The following is a 16,469-nucleotide window of genomic DNA, read 5'->3' on the forward strand; positions in this document are numbered from 1 at the left end:
GCCTCGTCGCCGCGATGAACCGGTCGAGCACGCGCCACGTGAGCGCGCGGTCGAACCACGCGCGGCATGACCGTACGCCGTAGGCGAGCCGCCGTTACCCGATCACGCGCACGCCGACCAGCAGCAACGCGCCGCCGACGTCCAGACGTCGAAGCCGCCGCTCGGCTACGCGCGCACGACCGTCACGCCCGCGGCCTCGATCGGCTCGGTCAGCGCTGCATCGGTTTCCTGTTCGACCACGATCGCTTGCGCGAGCGCGAGCTCGCCGATCACGAACTGCGACGCCGCTCGCAGTTTGGATTGCGAAGCCAGCACGACCGTCTCGCCGGCGCGCTCCGCCAATGCGCGCTTGATCGCCGCTTCCTCGAAGTCGCCGGTGCTCAGCCCCGCGACCGGATGAACGCCGGTCACGCCCATGAAATACAGGTCCGCGTGGATGCGCGAGATGCCTTCCATCGCCGCGGCGCCCACCGCAACGATCGAATGCTTGTACAGCCGTCCGCCGATCAGGATCACGTCGATCGACGGATGCGCGGCCAGCGCGACGGCGACGCTCGGGCTGTGCGTGACGATCGTCGCGCGCAGGTCGGGCGGCAACTGGCTGACGAGCAGTGCCGACGTCGTGCCGCCGTCGACGATCGCGACTTGTCCGGGCGCGATCATCTGCGCGGCCCGGCGCGCGATGCGCCGTTTTTCCGCGGTTTCGAGCGCCTCGCGCTGCGCGAACGGCGCGACCGCCGGTGACGCCGGCAATGCGCCGCCGTGCACGCGCTGCAGGAGGCCCTCGGCCGCCAGTTCGCGCAGGTCGCGCCGGATCGTGTCCTCGGACACGCCGTATTGCGCGCTCAGCTCGACGGCCAGCACCTGGCCGTCGCGGGCGAGCGCGTCGAGGATCGCCTTCTTGCGTTGGGTCGTCAGCATCGGATTTGCACGAAATTTCTTGAAATTGCACGAAAGTGCACGTTACCATGCGTGCCGTCACTTGTCGAATGGGAGACCACCATGGCCGCAACGCGGGACCGTGTCCGCATCGTCGATACGACGGTGCTGTCCGATGACTGGTATGTGCTGAAGAAGGTAACGTTCGATTTCCTGCGCCGCGACGGCACGTGGCAGCGTCTGAGCCGCGAAACGTACGACCGCGGCAACGGCGCGACGATCCTGCTGCGCAACGCGGCGACGGGCGACGTGCTGCTCACGCGGCAGTTCCGGATGCCGGCGTTCGTCAACGGACACGACGGGATGCTGCTCGAAGCCGCCGCCGGCCTGCTCGACGACGCGACGCCCGACGCCCGGATTCGCGCGGAGGCCGAAGAGGAAACCGGCTATCGCGTGCGCGGCGTGCGCAAGGTGTTCGAGGCGTTCATGAGTCCGGGCTCGGTGACGGAAAAGCTGCATTTCTTCGTCGGCGAATACGATGCGTCGCTGCGCACGGGCGACGGCGGCGGCATCGCGGAGGAGGGCGAGGATCTCGAGGTCGTCGAGATGCCGCTGCACGCGGCGCTGGATGCCGTCGAGCGGGGCGAGATCGTCGACGCGAAGACGATCATGCTGCTGCAGTACGTCGCGCTGCGGGAACCCGCGGGCGGGCGCGCCGCGGCGGCGTGATGTCGCGGCGCGGCGCCCGAACCGGCGTATGATCGCGCGACGCCACTCGCGCACCGTTCGACGCTCCCGCTGCTCCATCATGCCGATTTCCGACTCGTCCGATTTCACCGATTCCAGCGCCGCTGCCGCATCACTGCCGGCTCATCTGGTCGCGTCCGCCGTCGAGGCGCTCGCGCGTGCCGATGCGCTGCTCGTGACGGCCGGCGCCGGCATCGGCGTCGATTCGGGGCTGCCCGATTTCCGCGGCACGGATGGCTTCTGGCGCGCGTATCCGGCGCTGCGCCACGAGCGTTTCGAATTCCACGAGATTGCCTCGCCGCAAGCGTTTCGCGCGCATCCGCAGCTTGCGTGGGGCTTTTATGGCCACCGTCTGGGACTCTACCGGCAGACGGTGCCGCACGCGGGCTTTGCGATCCTGCGGCGCTGGATGGACGCGATGCCGAACGGCGGCTTCGTGCTGACGAGCAACGTCGACGGCCAGTTCCAGAAGGCCGGTTTCGATCCGGCGCGTGTCGTCGAGATCCACGGTTCGATTCATTCGATGCAGTGCCTGCGACCGTGCTCGGACGACACCTGGGACGCCGCGCCGTTCACGCCCGACGTCGACGCGGCCGCGTGCCGGCTGGTCGGCGAGCTGCCGCGCTGCCCGCATTGCGGCGGCCTCGCGCGACCGAACATCCTGATGTTCGGCGACAACGGCTGGCTCGGCGAACGCTACGACGCGCAGGAGCGGGCCCTTCAGGACTGGATCGCGCAGGCGGGATGGGTGACCGTCGTCGAGATCGGCGCGGGCACCGCGATTCCCACCGTGCGTCTCTCGAGCGAACGGCTCGGTGCCGACGTGATCCGCATCAACGCACGCGAGGCCCATGCCCGCCGCGCGGACGTGATCGGGCTGAAGGGCGGCGCGCTCGCGACGCTCGTCGCGCTCGACCGGGCATGGCGCGGCGGCTGAGCGGCGCGGGACGAACCGGCCGGTCGCGGCCGCGCGATCACGGCTGCGCGACGAGCGCCTGGACGAGCGCCGGCGCGATCGGCGAGCCGAGGCCCGTCACGTAGTCGTAGCCGCCCGCTGCGTTGCAGATGCTGCCGCAAGTGCCGTTGGATCCGCTCGTCACGTCGTGATAGTCGCTGCCGTAGGCGTTTTTCCCGACCGTATAGAGCGTGTCGTAGGTGCCGCTCAGCGAATGTTTGCCGGCTGCCGCACGCATCGAATTCGCGATCGCGACGAGCGCCGACCATTGCGGCGCGCCCGCGCTCGTGCCGCCGACCTGGAACCAGCCCGCCTGCCCCTGATAGGTGACCGAGTCGTACACCGCGAAGCCGCTGGACGGATTCGCGTCGTAGCTGACGTCGGGCACGCCGCGCTTGCCGGCCACCGGCACCGGCCAGCCGGTCTGCCCGGCCGGCTCGGCCTCGATCGAGCTGACGCCGCCGCCGCTGCCGCTCCACGCGGCCTCGCCGACGTAGGCGCCGGACGCGTCGGTCGACAACGTCGTGCCGCCCACCGCGACCACGTACGGCGACGCCGCCGGGTACTCGGTGCCGGTGCCGCTGTCGCCGGACGATGCAACGAACGTGACGCCCGATACGTTGAAGTGGCTGTCGAAGCCGGTCTCGCTGCCGAACTCGTTGCCGCCGAAGCTCATCGACACGACCGATGCGCCGCGCTTGACCGCGACGTCGACCGCGGCCATCAGGTCGCTGAAGCTCGCCGACGCGGCTTCGACGAGCACGATCTTCGCCTTCGGCGCGATCGCATGCACCCATTCGACGTCGAGCGACATCTCGAGCGACCAGCCCGCGTCCGTCTTGGGTCGCGCGCCGCGCGCGTAGACCTTGGTGAAGCAGCCGTTCGACGAAGTGCAGGCCGGCAGCGAGAACGCGTTGCTGAATACGCCGAGATCGGCTTCGATTTTCGGATCGTCGTACGCGTCGACGATCGCGACGACCATCCCGTCGCCCTGGTTGGCGATCGAATCGAACCCGTACGCATGCCGTACGAGCACGGGTGTGAGGCCGGCCACCGTGGCGGTGTTCGCGCGTTGTTTCGTATGGAACGGCGGGCGCGCATAGCCTTTCGGCGCGCGGTTGCCTTCGACGTAGGACGGGGGGCCGTTGCCCTCGGCGAGCGCGACGCTCGATGCGAGCAGCGACGCGCACAGCGCCGGAATCAACATGGATGACAGGCGGTAATTGTTCATTTTTCGAGTCTCCATGCCGATGGAGTGGTGGGCGAAATTATTTTACGAAACCGGTCGAATGAATTGCATGGAATATCGGCCTGATTCGGGAATGTCTGGACTAGGGAAAACATGTGCAATGCCCGTCAAAGCATGGCTTGCATCGGCGGCGTGGGGCCGCGAGGCTGATTTTTCGACTTCGGGAAAATCAGATGAATAATCGAATTGTTTATAGTGATTTGTAATGTCCTGCGTAATGCATTGGAAAATGCCGACCCCGGCGGCGCATGGAAATAATGAAATGCGCGATTCCGGCGCGACACGATCCGGTGCGCGCCGGGGTGCCGGCCGGCATTGCCGGCGCGGCGCGATTGCGCATACAGTTCGGCGTAGGCCGCATCCGCCATGCGGCCTCGTCAGCGAGGAGCTCCCTTGTTCTATTCGATCGTCGCGATCTTCGTCGGCGCCGGGCTCGGCGCGTTGCTGCGCTGGTTCCTGAGCCTTGCGCTCAACGCGTTCTTTCCCGCCGTGCCGCTCGGCACGCTCGCCGCGAACCTGATCGGCGGCTACGTGATCGGCATCGCGGCCGTCGCGTTTACCACCCGCGTCGGGCTGCCGCCCGAGTGGCGGCTGTTCGTGATCACCGGCTTCCTCGGCGGCCTCACGACGTTCTCGACCTATTCGGTCGAAGTGATGACGCACGCGGTGCAGGGCGAATTGGGATGGGCGTTCGCGGTGGCTGCCCTACACTTGACTGGATCGTTCACGCTGACGGCGCTCGGCATGTGGACCGCGCGCGCGTGGTTCGCGGCGGCCTGAGCGCGTCGGCATCGGGAGGACGCGATGGACAGGGTCTTCTTGCGTTTCTACGTGCACGAGCAGCACCGGCTGCACTGGAAGCCGCTGTGGGAGTGGTTGCTGGAGGAGGGAAACCGGATGGGCGTCGCGGGCGGTTCCGCGTTTCGTGCGATGGCCGGCTTCGGCCGGCATCGGGTGCTGCACGAGGACCGCTTTTTCGAGCTGCAGGGTTCGCTCGCGATCGAGGTCGAGTTCATCGTCACCGAGGACGAGGCGCAGCAACTGCTCGAGCGGCTGGCGCGCGAGAAGGTACGCGTGTGCTACGCGATGATTCCCGCGCGCTTCGGCGTGATCGACACGCTCGAGGCGCCGCCGGCGCAGGGGCCGGCAGCGTAGCGCAATACGTCAGATGCCGAACATCGTCAGCGACACGGCGGCGCGCGTGACGATCATCAGCAGCACCTGGACGATCACGAACAGCAGGATCGACGACAGGTCGATGCCGCCCAGGTTCGGAATCACGCGGCGCAGCGGGTTCAGGAACGGCGCGGTGAGTTGGTAGAGGATCGGCATCGCCGGCGAGCGCGGATTGAGCCACGACAGCAGCGCCATCAGGATCGTCATCCAGATCACGAGATTGAGCGCCCACTTCACGACGGTGAGCAGCGCGACCACGACGAGCGTCGCGATCACCGAGGCCGGATCCAGGCCGGCCATCACGACCATCAGCACCACATAGACGAGCGCGGTGAGGAGGGCGGCGACGACGCTTGCCCAGTCGATGCCGCGCACGCCCGCGATCACACGGCGCAGCGGCAGCACGAGCCAGTTGGTCGCCTGCAGCACGGCCTGCGTGACGGGGTTGTACGGCGGCACGCGGACGGCCTGCATCCAGACGCGCAGAATCAGCGCGGCGCCGAACAGCGTGAAGACGGTATTGAGCAGAAAACGGGCGATCTCGCCGAACATCGTTGGCATCCTTTTTATACAGTCGAGTAGCGTGCGGCCGCCAACGCCGGATGGCGGCGCATCGGCCGACACCTTATCACGCCTCGTCTCGCGGCGGGGAGGGGTGCCCGATCGTGCGCTCGAGCGACGTTTCGACGGCCTGCGCAAGCGCCGGCAGCGCGGGCGGCGGCGCCGCGCGCTTCGCCGCGAGCGCGACCGCGCGGCGGGTCATCAGCGCATACAGCGTCGCGTGGTCGCCGCCGCGCGCCTCGAGCAGCGAGAGCTGACGCTCGACGATGCCGGTGTCACCGCGCGACACCGGGCCTGCCAGGGCGTTCGCGAGGCCCTTGTCGCGCGCGGTCGCGATCGTGCCGGTGAGCATCGGCAGCAGCGCGCGCAACGCCGCTTCCTCGTCGAAGCCGAGGCCGCGCCACAGCTCGACCGCTTCCGACAGCCCGCACAGCGCGAAGCTCGCCGCGTAATGCGCGGCCGCGTGATACAGCATTCGGCCGCCGGCCGGAATCGACAGCGGATGGCAGCCGAGTGCGGCAGCAAGTCGCAGCAGCGTCGCGTGCAGCGCGCCGTCGGCTTCGAGCGTGACCGAGCAGCCGTCGATGCGGGTGAGATCGGCGTCCGTGCCGCCGAACAGATAGAGCGGATGGAAGCCGCCCGTGGCCGCGCCTTGCCGCTTTGCCGGATCGAGCAATTCGACCGCCGACGCGCCGCTGCAGTGGACGAGCGCCTGGCTTGCCGCGCGCGCCGCGTCGAACCGCAGCGCGGCGGCGGTCGATGCGAGATGGTCGTCGGGCACGGTCAGGAAGATCAGGTCGGCGGTGTCGACGACCTGCTGCGGCGTGTCGACCGCCCGGCAGCCGTCGATGCGCGCGGCAAGCGCCGCGGCCGATTCCGCCGTGCGGCTCGCGATCGCGACGACCGGAAAGCCTGCTGCCGCGAAGCGCAGCGCGAGACAGCGCGCCAGGCGGCCGGCGCCGATGAAGCCGAGGCGGGGAGTGTCGGGGAGGGGCATGGCGGGTCCACGAAGCGCAAACGGAGCAGACGCCAGTATCGCAGGAATGACGGGGCGGTCGTGGATAGGCGGTGTTGCCGAACGGGGACGGCCCGAACGGGCGGCGTTCGCTACGGCCAACCGGCAAATTCTTGCGGTGGCTGTGCCCCGCTTGGCGTGTCGGCCTCCTGTCGCAAATTTGTAATCGTTGATTACTGAAGCATGCGCGCCGCGCTTACCGGATCCGGTAAAACTGACCGGCCGGCATGGCGCGATTCCGCTGGTCGGACGGAATCGCGGGATCCGCAAGGGGGACCGCCGGTCCGCGCGGCCCTGCCGCACGGTGGCCGCGGCCGCGTGGAATTGCAATTTGCAACAAATGCGCGATACGCGGGCGGCGCGTTTTCGCTACATTGCATCCATGCGACGTGCATGCCCGCCGTTGCCGACAGGAGCGCACAAATTACCGCTCCAGCAGGAGAATCGAAGTGAAAAAGCTCATTCCGTTCATCGCCGCCGCCGCGCTGGCCCTGGGTGCCGCAAGCGCCGCGCAGGCTCACGTGTCGATCGGGGTCGGCATCGGTGTCCCGGTCGCACCTGCGTATCCCGTGTATGCACCGCCTCCGCCCGTGTACTACGCACCGCCCCCGCCCGTGTATTACGCGCCGGCGCCGGCTTACTATGCGCCGCCCGCCGTGGTCGTCGGCGGCTACGGTGGCTACTACGGCCGTCCGTACTGGCGTCACGGCTACGGCGGCTGGGGTCACCACGGCTGGCGTCGTTGACGCATTCCGCGTGGCGGCCTGACCGCGCGCGGCAAAACGGCGCAACGTCCCTCGCGGGGCGTTGCGCCGTTTTTCATTCGGGGCGCGGCTCGGTGTGCAGCCGTTACGCGGTGTGGGCAATCAGGTCGCGGTAGCCGCCGACGATTACGCTGTACGAGAAATACGCGAACAGCAGCGCCGACGCGACGTGGCACGCGCGCATCATCCCCGCGCCCGCGCGCTTGCGGCCCTGGCTCGCGAGCGTGCACATGAAGAGTGTCCACGCGAGGCCGCCGAGGAAGAAGCCGGACAGGAACACCGACGCCGTCGCCGGCGTGGTCGCGCCGGCTTTCGCGATCAGCGCGCCGCCGACCGCCGCGAACCACAGGATCGCGCTCGGCGACGACATCGCAAGCAGCATCCCGCGCACGAAGCTGCGCCGCGCGCTGGCACGCGGCTGCGGTGTTTCGTCGGCCGTGCCGTCGCCGGCGCTGCCGGCCGGCGCGAGCGCTTCACGCGCCATCTTCCACGTGAGGAACAGCAGCACCGCACCGCCGCCGATCCAGACGATCCAGCGCACGGCCTCGAACTGCAGCAGCACGGCCATGCCCGCGAGCGCGAGCGCCGCGTAGACGAGATCGCCGAAGCACGAGCCGACGCCGAGCCAGAAGCCCGGCCGGAAGCCGTGCGACAGCGTCAGCGACAGCATCGCGACGTTGACGAGGCCGATGTCGAGACACAGCGACAGCGACAGGAAGAATCCGTCGGACAGCATCGAGGCGGGGGAAAGCTCATCGTCGTTCTTGTCGGGTGCGTTCAAGGCGTGGACTTACAGTCCGATTTCCTGCCAGAGCCGGTCGACGCGCGCCTTCACGGCCGCATCCATCTCGATCGGGCGACCCCATTCGCGGTTCGTCTCGCCGGGCCACTTGTTGGTCGCGTCGAGCCCCATCTTCGAGCCGAGGCCCGCGACGGGCGACGCGAAATCGAGATAGTCGATCGGCGTGCTGTCGACCATCACGGTGTCGCGCACGGGGTCCACACGCGTCGTGATCGCCCAGATCACCTCGTTCCAGTCGCGGATGTTCACGTCCTCGTCGACGACCACGATGAACTTCGTATACATGAACTGCCGCAGGAAGCTCCACACGCCGAACATCACGCGCTTCGCATGGCCGGCGTAGCTCTTCTTCATCTGGACGATGGCCATCCGGTAGCTGCATCCTTCCGGCGGCAGGTAGAAGTCGGTGATCTCGGTGAACTGCTTCTGCAGCAGCGGCACGAACACCTCGTTGAGCGCGACGCCGAGCACGGCCGGCTCGTCGGGTGGCTTGCCGGTGTAGGTCGAGTGATAGATCGCGTCGCGGCGCATCGTGATCCGCTCGACGGTGAACACCGGGAACCACTCCTGCTCGTTGTAGTAGCCGGTGTGGTCGCCGTACGGGCCTTCGAGTGCGTGTTCGTATGCGGCGGCCGCATTGCCGGCCGGCCGCGGCGGTGCGCCGGCCGGGGCAGGGGCGGGCGCGCCTTCCTGCGGATGGATGAAGCCTTCGAGCACGATCTCCGCGCGCGCGGGCACCTGCAGCGTATCGACGCCGGGCGTCAGGCACTTCGCGAGCTCGGTGCGGCTGCCGCGCAGCAGGCCGGCGAACTGATACTCGGACAGCGAATCGGGCACGGGCGTCACCGCGCCCAGTGTCGTGGCCGGATCGGCGCCGAGCACGACCGCGACCGGATACGGCTTGCCGGGGTTCTGCAGCGCGAATTCGCGGAAGTCCAGCGCACCGCCGCGATGCGCGAGCCAGCGCATGATCAGCTTGTTGCGGCCGATCAGCTGCTGGCGGTAGATGCCGAGGTTCTGGCGCGGTTTGTTCGGCCCGCGCGTGACCGTGAGGCCCCACGTGACGAGCGGCCCCGCGTCGCCGGGCCAGCAGGTCTGGATCGGCAGCTTGTTCAGGTCGACGTCGGCGCCCTCCCAGACGATCTCCTGGCACGGCGGCGACGACACCGATTTCGGCGCCATGTCCCATACGGCTTTCGCGAGCGACAGCAGCTTGCCGGCGTCCTTCAGGCTCTTCGGCGGATCCGGCTCCTTCAGCGCGGACAGCAGCCGCCCGAGGTCGCGCAGCGAGCCGAGCGCGGCGTCGTCGCCCGCATCGACACCCATGCCGAGCGCCACGCGGCGCGGCGTGCCGAACAGGTTGCCGAGCACCGGGAACGCATTGCCGGGCGGCGCTGCGAACAGCAGCGCCGGGCCGCCGGCACGCAGCACGCGGTCGCACAGTTCGGTCATTTCCAGCACGGGCGACACGGGCTGCGTGACGCGCCGCAGTTCGCCGAGCGCCTCGAGGCGCTGGATGAAATCGCGTAAGTCTTTGTATTTCATGAAGAAGGTCCGGGCCGCCCGCAAGGCGGGCAGCGATGGGCGGGCGCAGCGGCCGGCTGCGGCCCCGAATCGACCGACGATTTTACCCGGGCGGCCGCTCGCACGCCCGGCGGAGAAAAATGTCGACGACGCGCAGAGCCCCTACGGCAGGGGGCCGGCGATCTGAAGGGCGATTCAAAATTACTTTTTGTTATAATTTCAAAGTTTTATAGTGTTGACGATCTATAAAACCCTGCTAGAATCCGCTCACATTGGTTGCAGGGTAAAAGGCTTCGAGCCGCCAATCACCGATCTTTGACGCAGCGCGTCACCGTCCGCCGAAACCTGCACGGCGTATTCGACGGCCTTTGTCGTAGTCCCAGCCAGCGCCACCAGACGCTGGTTTTTTGCGTGGGTGCCACCGCGTATGCCCGCCTCGCCCACTGTGCGAAGGTGCAGGCCCTCTTACACCGTGGCCTCGAACGGTACTTATACCGTTTCCCCGATGCTTGCGCGTCCCAACCAAGGCGTGCGGTGTCGTGATTCCGCGGCGCGTTTTCCGTCTCGCCATCGAGCAGAGCGAGCCGCACGAGTCATGTTCATGGGAGATGATCTGAATGAACGCTTGGTTATCGTGGCGTCCCAGTGAGCAGCATGCGCAAATCGTGCGCAACATGCTGCGTCGCGGGACGCGTGTCAGTCACCATCTATTCAGCGTTGTCGGCTGTCTCGCTGTCGCGGTCGCACTTGCCCTGTGGCTGCTGCCGACCGTGCGCGGGAATCTCGCCGCGAAGCTGATGCCGGTCGTATCCGCGGCCGTGCAGGCCGGTCCGGCCCGTTTGCTGACCGGTCATCCGCTGCCGAACTTCGCGCCCGCTGGCGCGCAGCCGCAGCAGGAAGACGTCCCTGAAACGGATGCGCTCGCCGTCGGTCTCGACGTCGCACCGGAAACCGCCGCGCAGAACGATGCGTCCGATCCGGCCCGTAATGGCCCGTCGCCCGTCGCGCTGGCGAAACTGATCCCGACCCAGCGGGTCCCGGCCGATGCGCGCGACGATCGCGCGCTCGCGTCGAACCGCGAACAGGCGCTGGTCGCCACCTACCTGTCGCGCCGTTACCGGGTCGCGCAGGAGCCGCTCGGCCAGCTCGTCAAGGCTGCTTTCCAGACCGGCCGCGACGTCGGCCTCGATCCGCTGCTGCTGCTGTCCGTGATGGCGATCGAATCGGGCTTCAACCCGTACGCGGAAAGCGGCGTCGGCGCACAAGGCCTGATGCAGGTGATGTCGAAGGTTCATTCCGACAAATTCGAGTATTTCGGCGGTACCGACACCGCGCTGCAGCCGCTCGCGAACCTGCAGGTCGGCGCGCTCGTGTTGAAGGACTGCATCGCCCGCGGCGGCTCGCTCGCGAATGGCCTGCGTCTGTACAACGGCTCGACCAACCCCGACGACACCGCCTACGGCTCGAAGGTCATGGCCGAGCGCGGTCGCCTGCGCGACGTCGCGCATGGCCGCAGCGTGCCGGTCAATGCGCCGCAGGCGCCGGCCCAGCCGTCGAAGCCGATCGTGACCGCGGCCGTGACGGCATCGGCCGGCGGCGCCAAGCGCGTGCATGCGACGCTCGACGGCGCGCAGCCGATCACCGCGAAGGCGGCTGCCGCGCCGAAGGGCGCACCGCAGCAGGACGACGCGAGCGTCGATACCGCGAAGCAGGCGCACGGCGGCGACCACTCGGAACTCGGCGCGTAACGTCCCGCGGTTCCGGCCAGGCTCCAGCAAAAAGGCACCCGATTCGGGTGCCTTTTTCTTTTGCGCGGGCGGAAAGGCCAGCGTGACGGCCGGGAACGCGGACCGCGGTCAGTGCTGGCCGAAGAGTGTCGCGAGCCGCTCGACGGCCTCTTCGAGGCGCGAGTAGGCGGTCGCATAGGACAGCCGGATATAGTCGCGCGGTGCATGCACGCCGAAATCCATGCCCGGCACCAGCACGACACCCGCGTCGTGCAGCATCGCCTGCGTGAGCGCCGCGCTGTCGCCGGCCGCGGGATGAGCGACGCCGCCGCAGTGTGCATACACGTAGAACGCACCGTCCGGCATCACGGGCACGGTGAAGCCGAGTTTCTCGAGTGCTGGCGCGATGAAGTCGCGGCGACGCTTGAATTCGAGGCGGCGCGCCTCGTAGATGTCGAGCGCCGCCGGCTCGAAGCACGCGAGCGCCGCGTGCTGCGCGAGCGCGGACGGACAGATGAACAGGTTCTGCGACAGCTTTTCGAAGGTACCGACGAGCGCGGGCGGCACGACGAGCCAGCCGAGCCGCCAGCCGGTCATGCTGAAGTACTTCGAGAAGCTGTTCACGGTGACGACATCGTCGCCGAACGACAGCACCGACACGGGCGCCGCGTCGTAGCTGAGCCCCTGGTAGATTTCGTCGACGATCGTGAAGCCGCCGCGTGCGCGCACGGCTTCGACGATCCGCTTCAGCTCGTCCGGCTCGAGCGACGTGCCGGTCGGGTTCGACGGCGACGCGAGCAGCACGCCGCGCGTGCGACTGCCCCAGCGCGTGCGGACGTCGTCCGCGGTGAGCTGGAAGCGCGCTTCCGGGCCGCTCGGCACGAGCACCGGCCGACCTTCGGCCGCCGCGACGAAGTGCCGGTTGCACGGATACGACGGGTCGGGCATCAGCACCTCGTCGTCGCGGCCGACGAGCGCGAGGCACGCAAGCAGCAGCGCGGCGGAGGCGCCGGCCGTCACGACGATCCGCTCGGGGCTGATCGTGAGGCCGTAGGCGCGTGCATAGTGCGCGGCGATCGCTTCGCGCAGCGGCGCGATGCCGAGCGCGCTCGTGTACTGCGTGACGCCGCGGCGCAGCGCGGCCGCCGCCGCCTCGACGACGGGCTCCGGCGCGGTGAAATCCGGTTCGCCGATGCCCATGTGGATAACATCGCGCCCGGAGGACTCGAGCCGCTGTGCCTCCTTCATCAGTTCCATCACGTAGAAGGGCTGGATCGCGTCGACGCGTGCGGCGAGCGTGACGAGCGAATCGGCGGTGGTATTCATCGGTCGGGCTGAGCGGGGAGGGGGAGGGAGAACGAAAAACGGGCGCTTGCGCGCCCGTCTGCCTGCGGAATCAGCCGTTGCGGCGCGCCTGCGTTTCGGCGGGACGCAGCTTCGCGGCCAGCTTGTCGAGCACGCCGTTGACGTACTTGTAGCCGTCGGAGCCGCCGAACGTCTTCGCGAGTTCGACTGCTTCGTTGATGATCACGCGGTACGGCGTTTCGACATGATGCGTGAGCTCGAACGTCGCGATCAGCAGCACGGCGCGTTCGACCGGCGACAGCTGATCGACTGGACGGTCCAGCGACGGCGTGAGGGCTTCGACGAGCGTCGCATGCTCGCGAATCACGCCGTGCAGGATCGCGTCGAGCAGCTCCTTGTCGGCCTTGTCGTAACCGAGCGCGCCGCGCAGTTGCGCGTCGATCTCGCCGGAGGCCGCGTTCGACAGCAGCCACTGATACAGGCCCTGCGTCGCCAGCTCGCGCGATTGTCGGCGGGCGCTCTTCTTCATGCGCGCTCCTCTTCGTCGTCTTCGTCCTCTTCTTCCTCGTCCTCGTCGTCGCCGAGCTGGTCGAGTGCCATCGTCAGGTTGGCCATCTCGACCGCGACGCGTGCGGCGTCACGACCCTTTTCGGTCATGCGCGCGACGGCTTGCTCGTCGTTTTCGGTCGTCAGGACCGCGTTGGCGATCGGCAGGTTGAAGTCGAGGCCGATGCGGGTGATGCCCGCGCCGCTTTCGTTCGACACGAGTTCGAAGTGGTACGTCTCGCCGCGGATCACCGCGCCGAGCGCGATCAGTGCGTCGAACTGGCCGCTTTCCGCGAGCTTTTGCAGCGCGAGCGGGATTTCCAGCGCGCCGGGCACCGACACGAGCAGCACGTCTTCACCGGAGACGCCGAGGCGCTCGAGTTCCTCGACGCACGCATCGGCGAGGCCGTTGCAGACGGGTTCGTTGAAGCGGGATTGCACGATGCCGATACGCAGGCCGTCGCCTTCGAGATTCGGTTGGTATTGTCCGATTTCCATGATCTGGTCCGTGGTGTGGATGAACGGTTATAGGGCGAAAGCGTCGTGGCGGGTTACGCGTGGGACGCCGGGCAGGACTTGGCTTCGCCGCCGGGCATCGGAATGAAGCCCGTGACTTCGAGGCCGTAGCCGGACATGCTGCCCAGCTTGCGCGGATTCGACAGCACCTGCATCTTGCCGACGCCGACGTCGCGCAGGATCTGCGCGCCGATGCCGAACGTCTTGAAATCGACCGGCCGGCGCTTCAGCGCAGCGGCCTTTTCTTCCTCGTCGAACGCCTTGAAGACGTCGATCAGATGTTCCTTCGTGTCGCCGCAGTTGAGCAGCACGATCACGCCGAGGTCGCGTTCCGCGATCTCGTGCATCGCCGCGTCGAGCGTCCACGAGTGCGTCGAGATGCCCGTCTCGAGCAGATCGAGGACCGACAGCGGCTCGTGCACGCGCACGGGCGTATCGACGTCGGGCGACGGCGTGCCGCGCACCAGCGCGATGTGCGGCGAGCCGCTCGGCTGGTCGCGGTACAGCACCGCGCGGAACGTGCCGTGCGCGGTCTGCATCGTGCGCTCGGCGATCCGCTCGATGATCGATTCGGTGCGGCTGCGGTACTGGATCAGGTCGGCGATCGTGCCGATCTTCAGATCGTGTTCCTTCGCGAACTCGAGCAGGTCGGGCAGGCGCGCCATCGTGCCGTCGTCCTTGATGACCTCGCAGATCACCGCGGCGGGCGTGAGCCCGGCAAGCGCGGTGAAGTCGCAGCCGGCCTCGGTGTGGCCGGCGCGCACGAGCACGCCGCCCGGCTGCGCCATGATCGGGAACACGTGGCCCGGCTGCACGATGTGCTCGGGGCGGACGTCGTGCGCGACCGCCGTGGCGATCGTGTGCGCGCGGTCGGCGGCCGAGATGCCGGTCGTCACGCCTTCGGCCGCTTCGATGCTGACCGTGAACGCGGTGCCGTATTGCGTGCCGTTGCGGTAGGTCATCAGCGGCAGGTGCAGCTGCTTGCAGCGTTCCTGCGTCAACGTCAGACAAATCAGGCCACGGCCGTACTTGGCCATGAAGTTGATCGCTTCCGGCGTGACGAATTCGGCGGCGATCACGAGGTCGCCTTCGTTTTCGCGGTCTTCTTCGTCGACCAGGATCACCATCCGGCCGGCTTTCAACTCCGCGATGATGTCGAGCGTGGAGGCGAGCGTCATAAGGGGGCGAGAAAGAGGAAAGTGCGTATTTTACGCCAGCCGGACCGCGTTTCGGCTGGCACCGGCTGCGCGCGGCCGGCGAGCGCGCCGGAAAGCGGTGTGGCCGGCAGTCGGGACGGGCCCGTCCGGGCCGGCGCGGGCCGCCCGAAGACGGGCCGCCGCAGGCCGGCCGAGGCCCGGCCGTGCGTCACGCCTGGTCGTTACGGCCGCCGAGGTAGTCGAGCTTGCCGAGTTCGACGCCGCTGTGGCGCAGGATGTCGTACGCCGTCGTCACGTGGAAGAAGAAGTTGGGCAGCACGAAATTCAGCAGATACGACTGGCCGGTGAACTCGATCGGGCCGACGCGCATCTTGAGCACGACCTGGCGCGCTTCGCTGCCGTCGATCTGCGCGGCGTCGAAGCCTTTCAGATAGTCGATCGTCTTCTGGATGCGCGCGTGCAGTTCGTCGAATGTCTGCTCGACGTCGGGATAGCTCGGGATGTCGACGCCGGCAAGCCGCGCGGCGCAGCCCTTGGCCGTGTCGGTCGCGATATACACCTGGCGGACGAGCGGCAGCATGTCCGGATAGAGGCGTGCGCCGATGAACACCGACGGGTCGATCTGCTTTTCGGCCGCGTGCGCCTGAGCCTTGCCGAGGATGTGCTGCAGGTTGGTGAGGCCGCGGATCAGGACGGGCAGCGAAGCCTGGTACATCGAGATGGACATGGGGACGACTCCTGGAGGAAAAGGGGCAGCCGGTACGCGGCGCACCGCGCGCCGCGGCGCCGAAACCGCTGCCGTTGCATCTTAGCGCGACGGGATGACCCGTGCGCGTCGTTGGCCATCAGGCCAGGTGCCGGGCCACGCCGCCGGGCGCCATTTCCCATCCAGCGGGCGGAACCGCCTGGTCAGTCCTGAGGCACGCCCTGCGATGCCGACATCATCCGCTCCACATACCGCGCGATCATGTCGATTTCGAGATTGACCTTGTCGCCGGCCTTCACGTGACGCAGCGTCGTGACCTCGACCGTATGCGGGATCAGGTTGATCGAGAACTCGCAGCCGTCGGCGCGATCGTCGACCGAATTGACGGTCAGGCTCACGCCGTTGACCGTGATCGAGCCCTTGTACGCGAGATAGCGGCCGAGCTCGCGCGGCGCGACGATCCGCAGCTCGTGCGATTCGCCGACCGGCGCGAAGCGCGTCACGATGCCCAGGCCGTCGACGTGGCCCGACACGATGTGCCCGCCGAGGCGGTCGTGCGCGCGCAGCGCCTTCTCGAGGTTCACTTCGCCGGGCTGCGCGAGGCCGACCGTGCGGTTCAGGCTTTCGCGCGACACGTCGACGTCGAATCCGGTGTCGGTTTTTTCGATCACCGTCATGCACGCGCCCTGGATCGCGATGCTGTCGCCGAGCGCGACATCGGTCAGGTCGAGCCCGCCCGCCTGCACGGTCAGCCGCACGCCCGCCTCGGGCGACGCGCCGAGCGGGTTGATCGCTTCGATGCGGCCGACGGCCGCGACAATTCCGGTAAACATCGTGACG

General features: G+C 68.0%; 19 protein-coding genes. 6 read left to right on the top strand and 13 right to left on the bottom strand.

What is annotated here, in order from left to right; genetic code table 11:
* Positions 1 to 165: 165 nt before the first annotated feature.
* Positions 166 to 921, bottom strand: coding sequence for a DeoR/GlpR family DNA-binding transcription regulator (locus ACV22V_RS21525; RefSeq protein ID WP_448015517.1), 756 nt, complete (start codon positions 919 to 921; stop codon positions 166 to 168).
* 81 nt (positions 922 to 1,002) lie between these two features.
* Between ACV22V_RS21525 and ACV22V_RS21530 the strand changes: the two genes are divergently transcribed.
* A complete protein-coding gene (locus tag ACV22V_RS21530) occupies positions 1,003 to 1,608 on the top strand; it encodes an NUDIX domain-containing protein (RefSeq protein ID WP_059530245.1) in 606 nt (201 codons plus the stop codon).
* A 79-nt stretch (positions 1,609 to 1,687) separates the two neighbouring features.
* A complete protein-coding gene (locus tag ACV22V_RS21535) occupies positions 1,688 to 2,563 on the top strand; it encodes an SIR2 family NAD-dependent protein deacylase (RefSeq protein WP_059690768.1) in 876 nt (291 codons plus the stop codon).
* Positions 2,564 to 2,600: 37 nt separating this feature from the next.
* On the opposite strand, the gene ACV22V_RS21540 is transcribed toward ACV22V_RS21535, so the two are convergent.
* Both ACV22V_RS21540 and ACV22V_RS21545 read right to left on the bottom strand, forming a co-directional pair.
* Positions 2,601 to 3,812, bottom strand: coding sequence for a S53 family peptidase (locus tag ACV22V_RS21540; protein ID WP_448015518.1), 1,212 nt, complete (start codon positions 3,810 to 3,812; stop codon positions 2,601 to 2,603).
* Between the two features lie 125 nt (positions 3,813 to 3,937).
* On the bottom strand, positions 3,938 to 4,198 hold the full coding sequence (locus ACV22V_RS21545; protein ID WP_448015519.1) for a hypothetical protein: 261 nt from the start codon (positions 4,196 to 4,198) through the stop codon (positions 3,938 to 3,940).
* 25 nt (positions 4,199 to 4,223) lie between these two features.
* Here ACV22V_RS21545 and crcB point away from each other — a divergent pair, with 25 nt between their 5' ends.
* Together crcB and ACV22V_RS21555 are read left to right on the top strand one after the other, a co-directional pair.
* On the top strand, positions 4,224 to 4,610 hold the full coding sequence (crcB, locus tag ACV22V_RS21550) for a fluoride efflux transporter CrcB (protein WP_059530237.1): 387 nt from the start codon (positions 4,224 to 4,226) through the stop codon (positions 4,608 to 4,610).
* 24 nt (positions 4,611 to 4,634) lie between these two features.
* Positions 4,635 to 4,985, top strand: a complete 351-nt coding sequence (locus ACV22V_RS21555; RefSeq protein WP_059530233.1) for a DUF190 domain-containing protein — start codon at positions 4,635 to 4,637, stop codon at positions 4,983 to 4,985.
* A 9-nt stretch (positions 4,986 to 4,994) separates the two neighbouring features.
* Here ACV22V_RS21555 and ACV22V_RS21560 read toward each other — a convergent pair whose 3' ends face one another.
* Together ACV22V_RS21560 and ACV22V_RS21565 are read right to left on the bottom strand one after the other, a co-directional pair.
* Positions 4,995 to 5,558: a YggT family protein gene (locus tag ACV22V_RS21560; RefSeq protein ID WP_448015520.1), complete on the bottom strand. Its 564-nt coding sequence runs from the start codon at positions 5,556 to 5,558 to the stop codon at positions 4,995 to 4,997.
* A 76-nt stretch (positions 5,559 to 5,634) separates the two neighbouring features.
* Positions 5,635 to 6,564, bottom strand: a complete 930-nt coding sequence (locus ACV22V_RS21565) for a Rossmann-like and DUF2520 domain-containing protein (RefSeq protein WP_448015521.1) — start codon at positions 6,562 to 6,564, stop codon at positions 5,635 to 5,637.
* Positions 6,565 to 7,031: 467 nt separating this feature from the next.
* Here ACV22V_RS21565 and ACV22V_RS21570 point away from each other — a divergent pair, with 467 nt between their 5' ends.
* A complete protein-coding gene (locus ACV22V_RS21570) occupies positions 7,032 to 7,328 on the top strand; it encodes a hypothetical protein (RefSeq protein ID WP_059467009.1) in 297 nt (98 codons plus the stop codon).
* 103 nt (positions 7,329 to 7,431) lie between these two features.
* On the opposite strand, the gene ACV22V_RS21575 is transcribed toward ACV22V_RS21570, so the two are convergent.
* Positions 7,432 to 8,082, bottom strand: a complete 651-nt coding sequence (locus tag ACV22V_RS21575; RefSeq protein WP_448015562.1) for a LysE family translocator — start codon at positions 8,080 to 8,082, stop codon at positions 7,432 to 7,434.
* Positions 8,083 to 8,136: 54 nt separating this feature from the next.
* On the bottom strand, positions 8,137 to 9,693 hold the full coding sequence (locus ACV22V_RS21580) for a UbiD family decarboxylase (RefSeq protein WP_059690774.1): 1,557 nt from the start codon (positions 9,691 to 9,693) through the stop codon (positions 8,137 to 8,139).
* A gap of 596 nt (positions 9,694 to 10,289) precedes the next feature.
* Here ACV22V_RS21580 and ACV22V_RS21585 point away from each other — a divergent pair.
* Positions 10,290 to 11,420 (top strand): transglycosylase SLT domain-containing protein, encoded by a 1,131-nt coding sequence (locus ACV22V_RS21585; protein ID WP_059530220.1) that lies wholly within the window; start codon positions 10,290 to 10,292, stop codon positions 11,418 to 11,420.
* Between the two features lie 108 nt (positions 11,421 to 11,528).
* Here ACV22V_RS21585 and ACV22V_RS21590 read toward each other — a convergent pair whose 3' ends face one another.
* The 6 genes from ACV22V_RS21590 to ACV22V_RS21615 all read right to left on the bottom strand — a co-directional run bounded on the left by ACV22V_RS21590 (position 11,529) and on the right by ACV22V_RS21615 (position 16,462).
* Entirely contained in the window at positions 11,529 to 12,725 is a 1,197-nt protein-coding gene (locus ACV22V_RS21590; RefSeq protein ID WP_448015522.1) for a pyridoxal phosphate-dependent aminotransferase, read from the bottom strand.
* Positions 12,726 to 12,795: 70 nt separating this feature from the next.
* A complete protein-coding gene (gene nusB, locus ACV22V_RS21595) occupies positions 12,796 to 13,233 on the bottom strand; it encodes a transcription antitermination factor NusB (RefSeq protein ID WP_059530215.1) in 438 nt (145 codons plus the stop codon).
* Entirely contained in the window at positions 13,230 to 13,748 is a 519-nt protein-coding gene (ribH, locus tag ACV22V_RS21600) for a 6,7-dimethyl-8-ribityllumazine synthase (RefSeq protein WP_059530212.1), read from the bottom strand. Before ribH ends, nusB begins: the two co-directional genes overlap by 4 nt.
* Positions 13,749 to 13,801: 53 nt before the next feature.
* Positions 13,802 to 14,944, bottom strand: coding sequence for a bifunctional 3,4-dihydroxy-2-butanone-4-phosphate synthase/GTP cyclohydrolase II (gene ribBA, locus ACV22V_RS21605; RefSeq protein ID WP_059530209.1), 1,143 nt, complete (start codon positions 14,942 to 14,944; stop codon positions 13,802 to 13,804).
* A gap of 187 nt (positions 14,945 to 15,131) precedes the next feature.
* On the bottom strand, positions 15,132 to 15,650 hold the full coding sequence (locus ACV22V_RS21610) for a DUF1993 domain-containing protein (protein WP_059530206.1): 519 nt from the start codon (positions 15,648 to 15,650) through the stop codon (positions 15,132 to 15,134).
* Positions 15,651 to 15,832: 182 nt separating this feature from the next.
* On the bottom strand, positions 15,833 to 16,462 hold the full coding sequence (locus ACV22V_RS21615) for a riboflavin synthase (RefSeq protein ID WP_448015523.1): 630 nt from the start codon (positions 16,460 to 16,462) through the stop codon (positions 15,833 to 15,835).
* Between the last annotated feature and the right edge of the window lie 7 nt (positions 16,463 to 16,469).

It is taken from the genome of Burkholderia sp. AW33-5 (genome assembly GCF_053427615.1).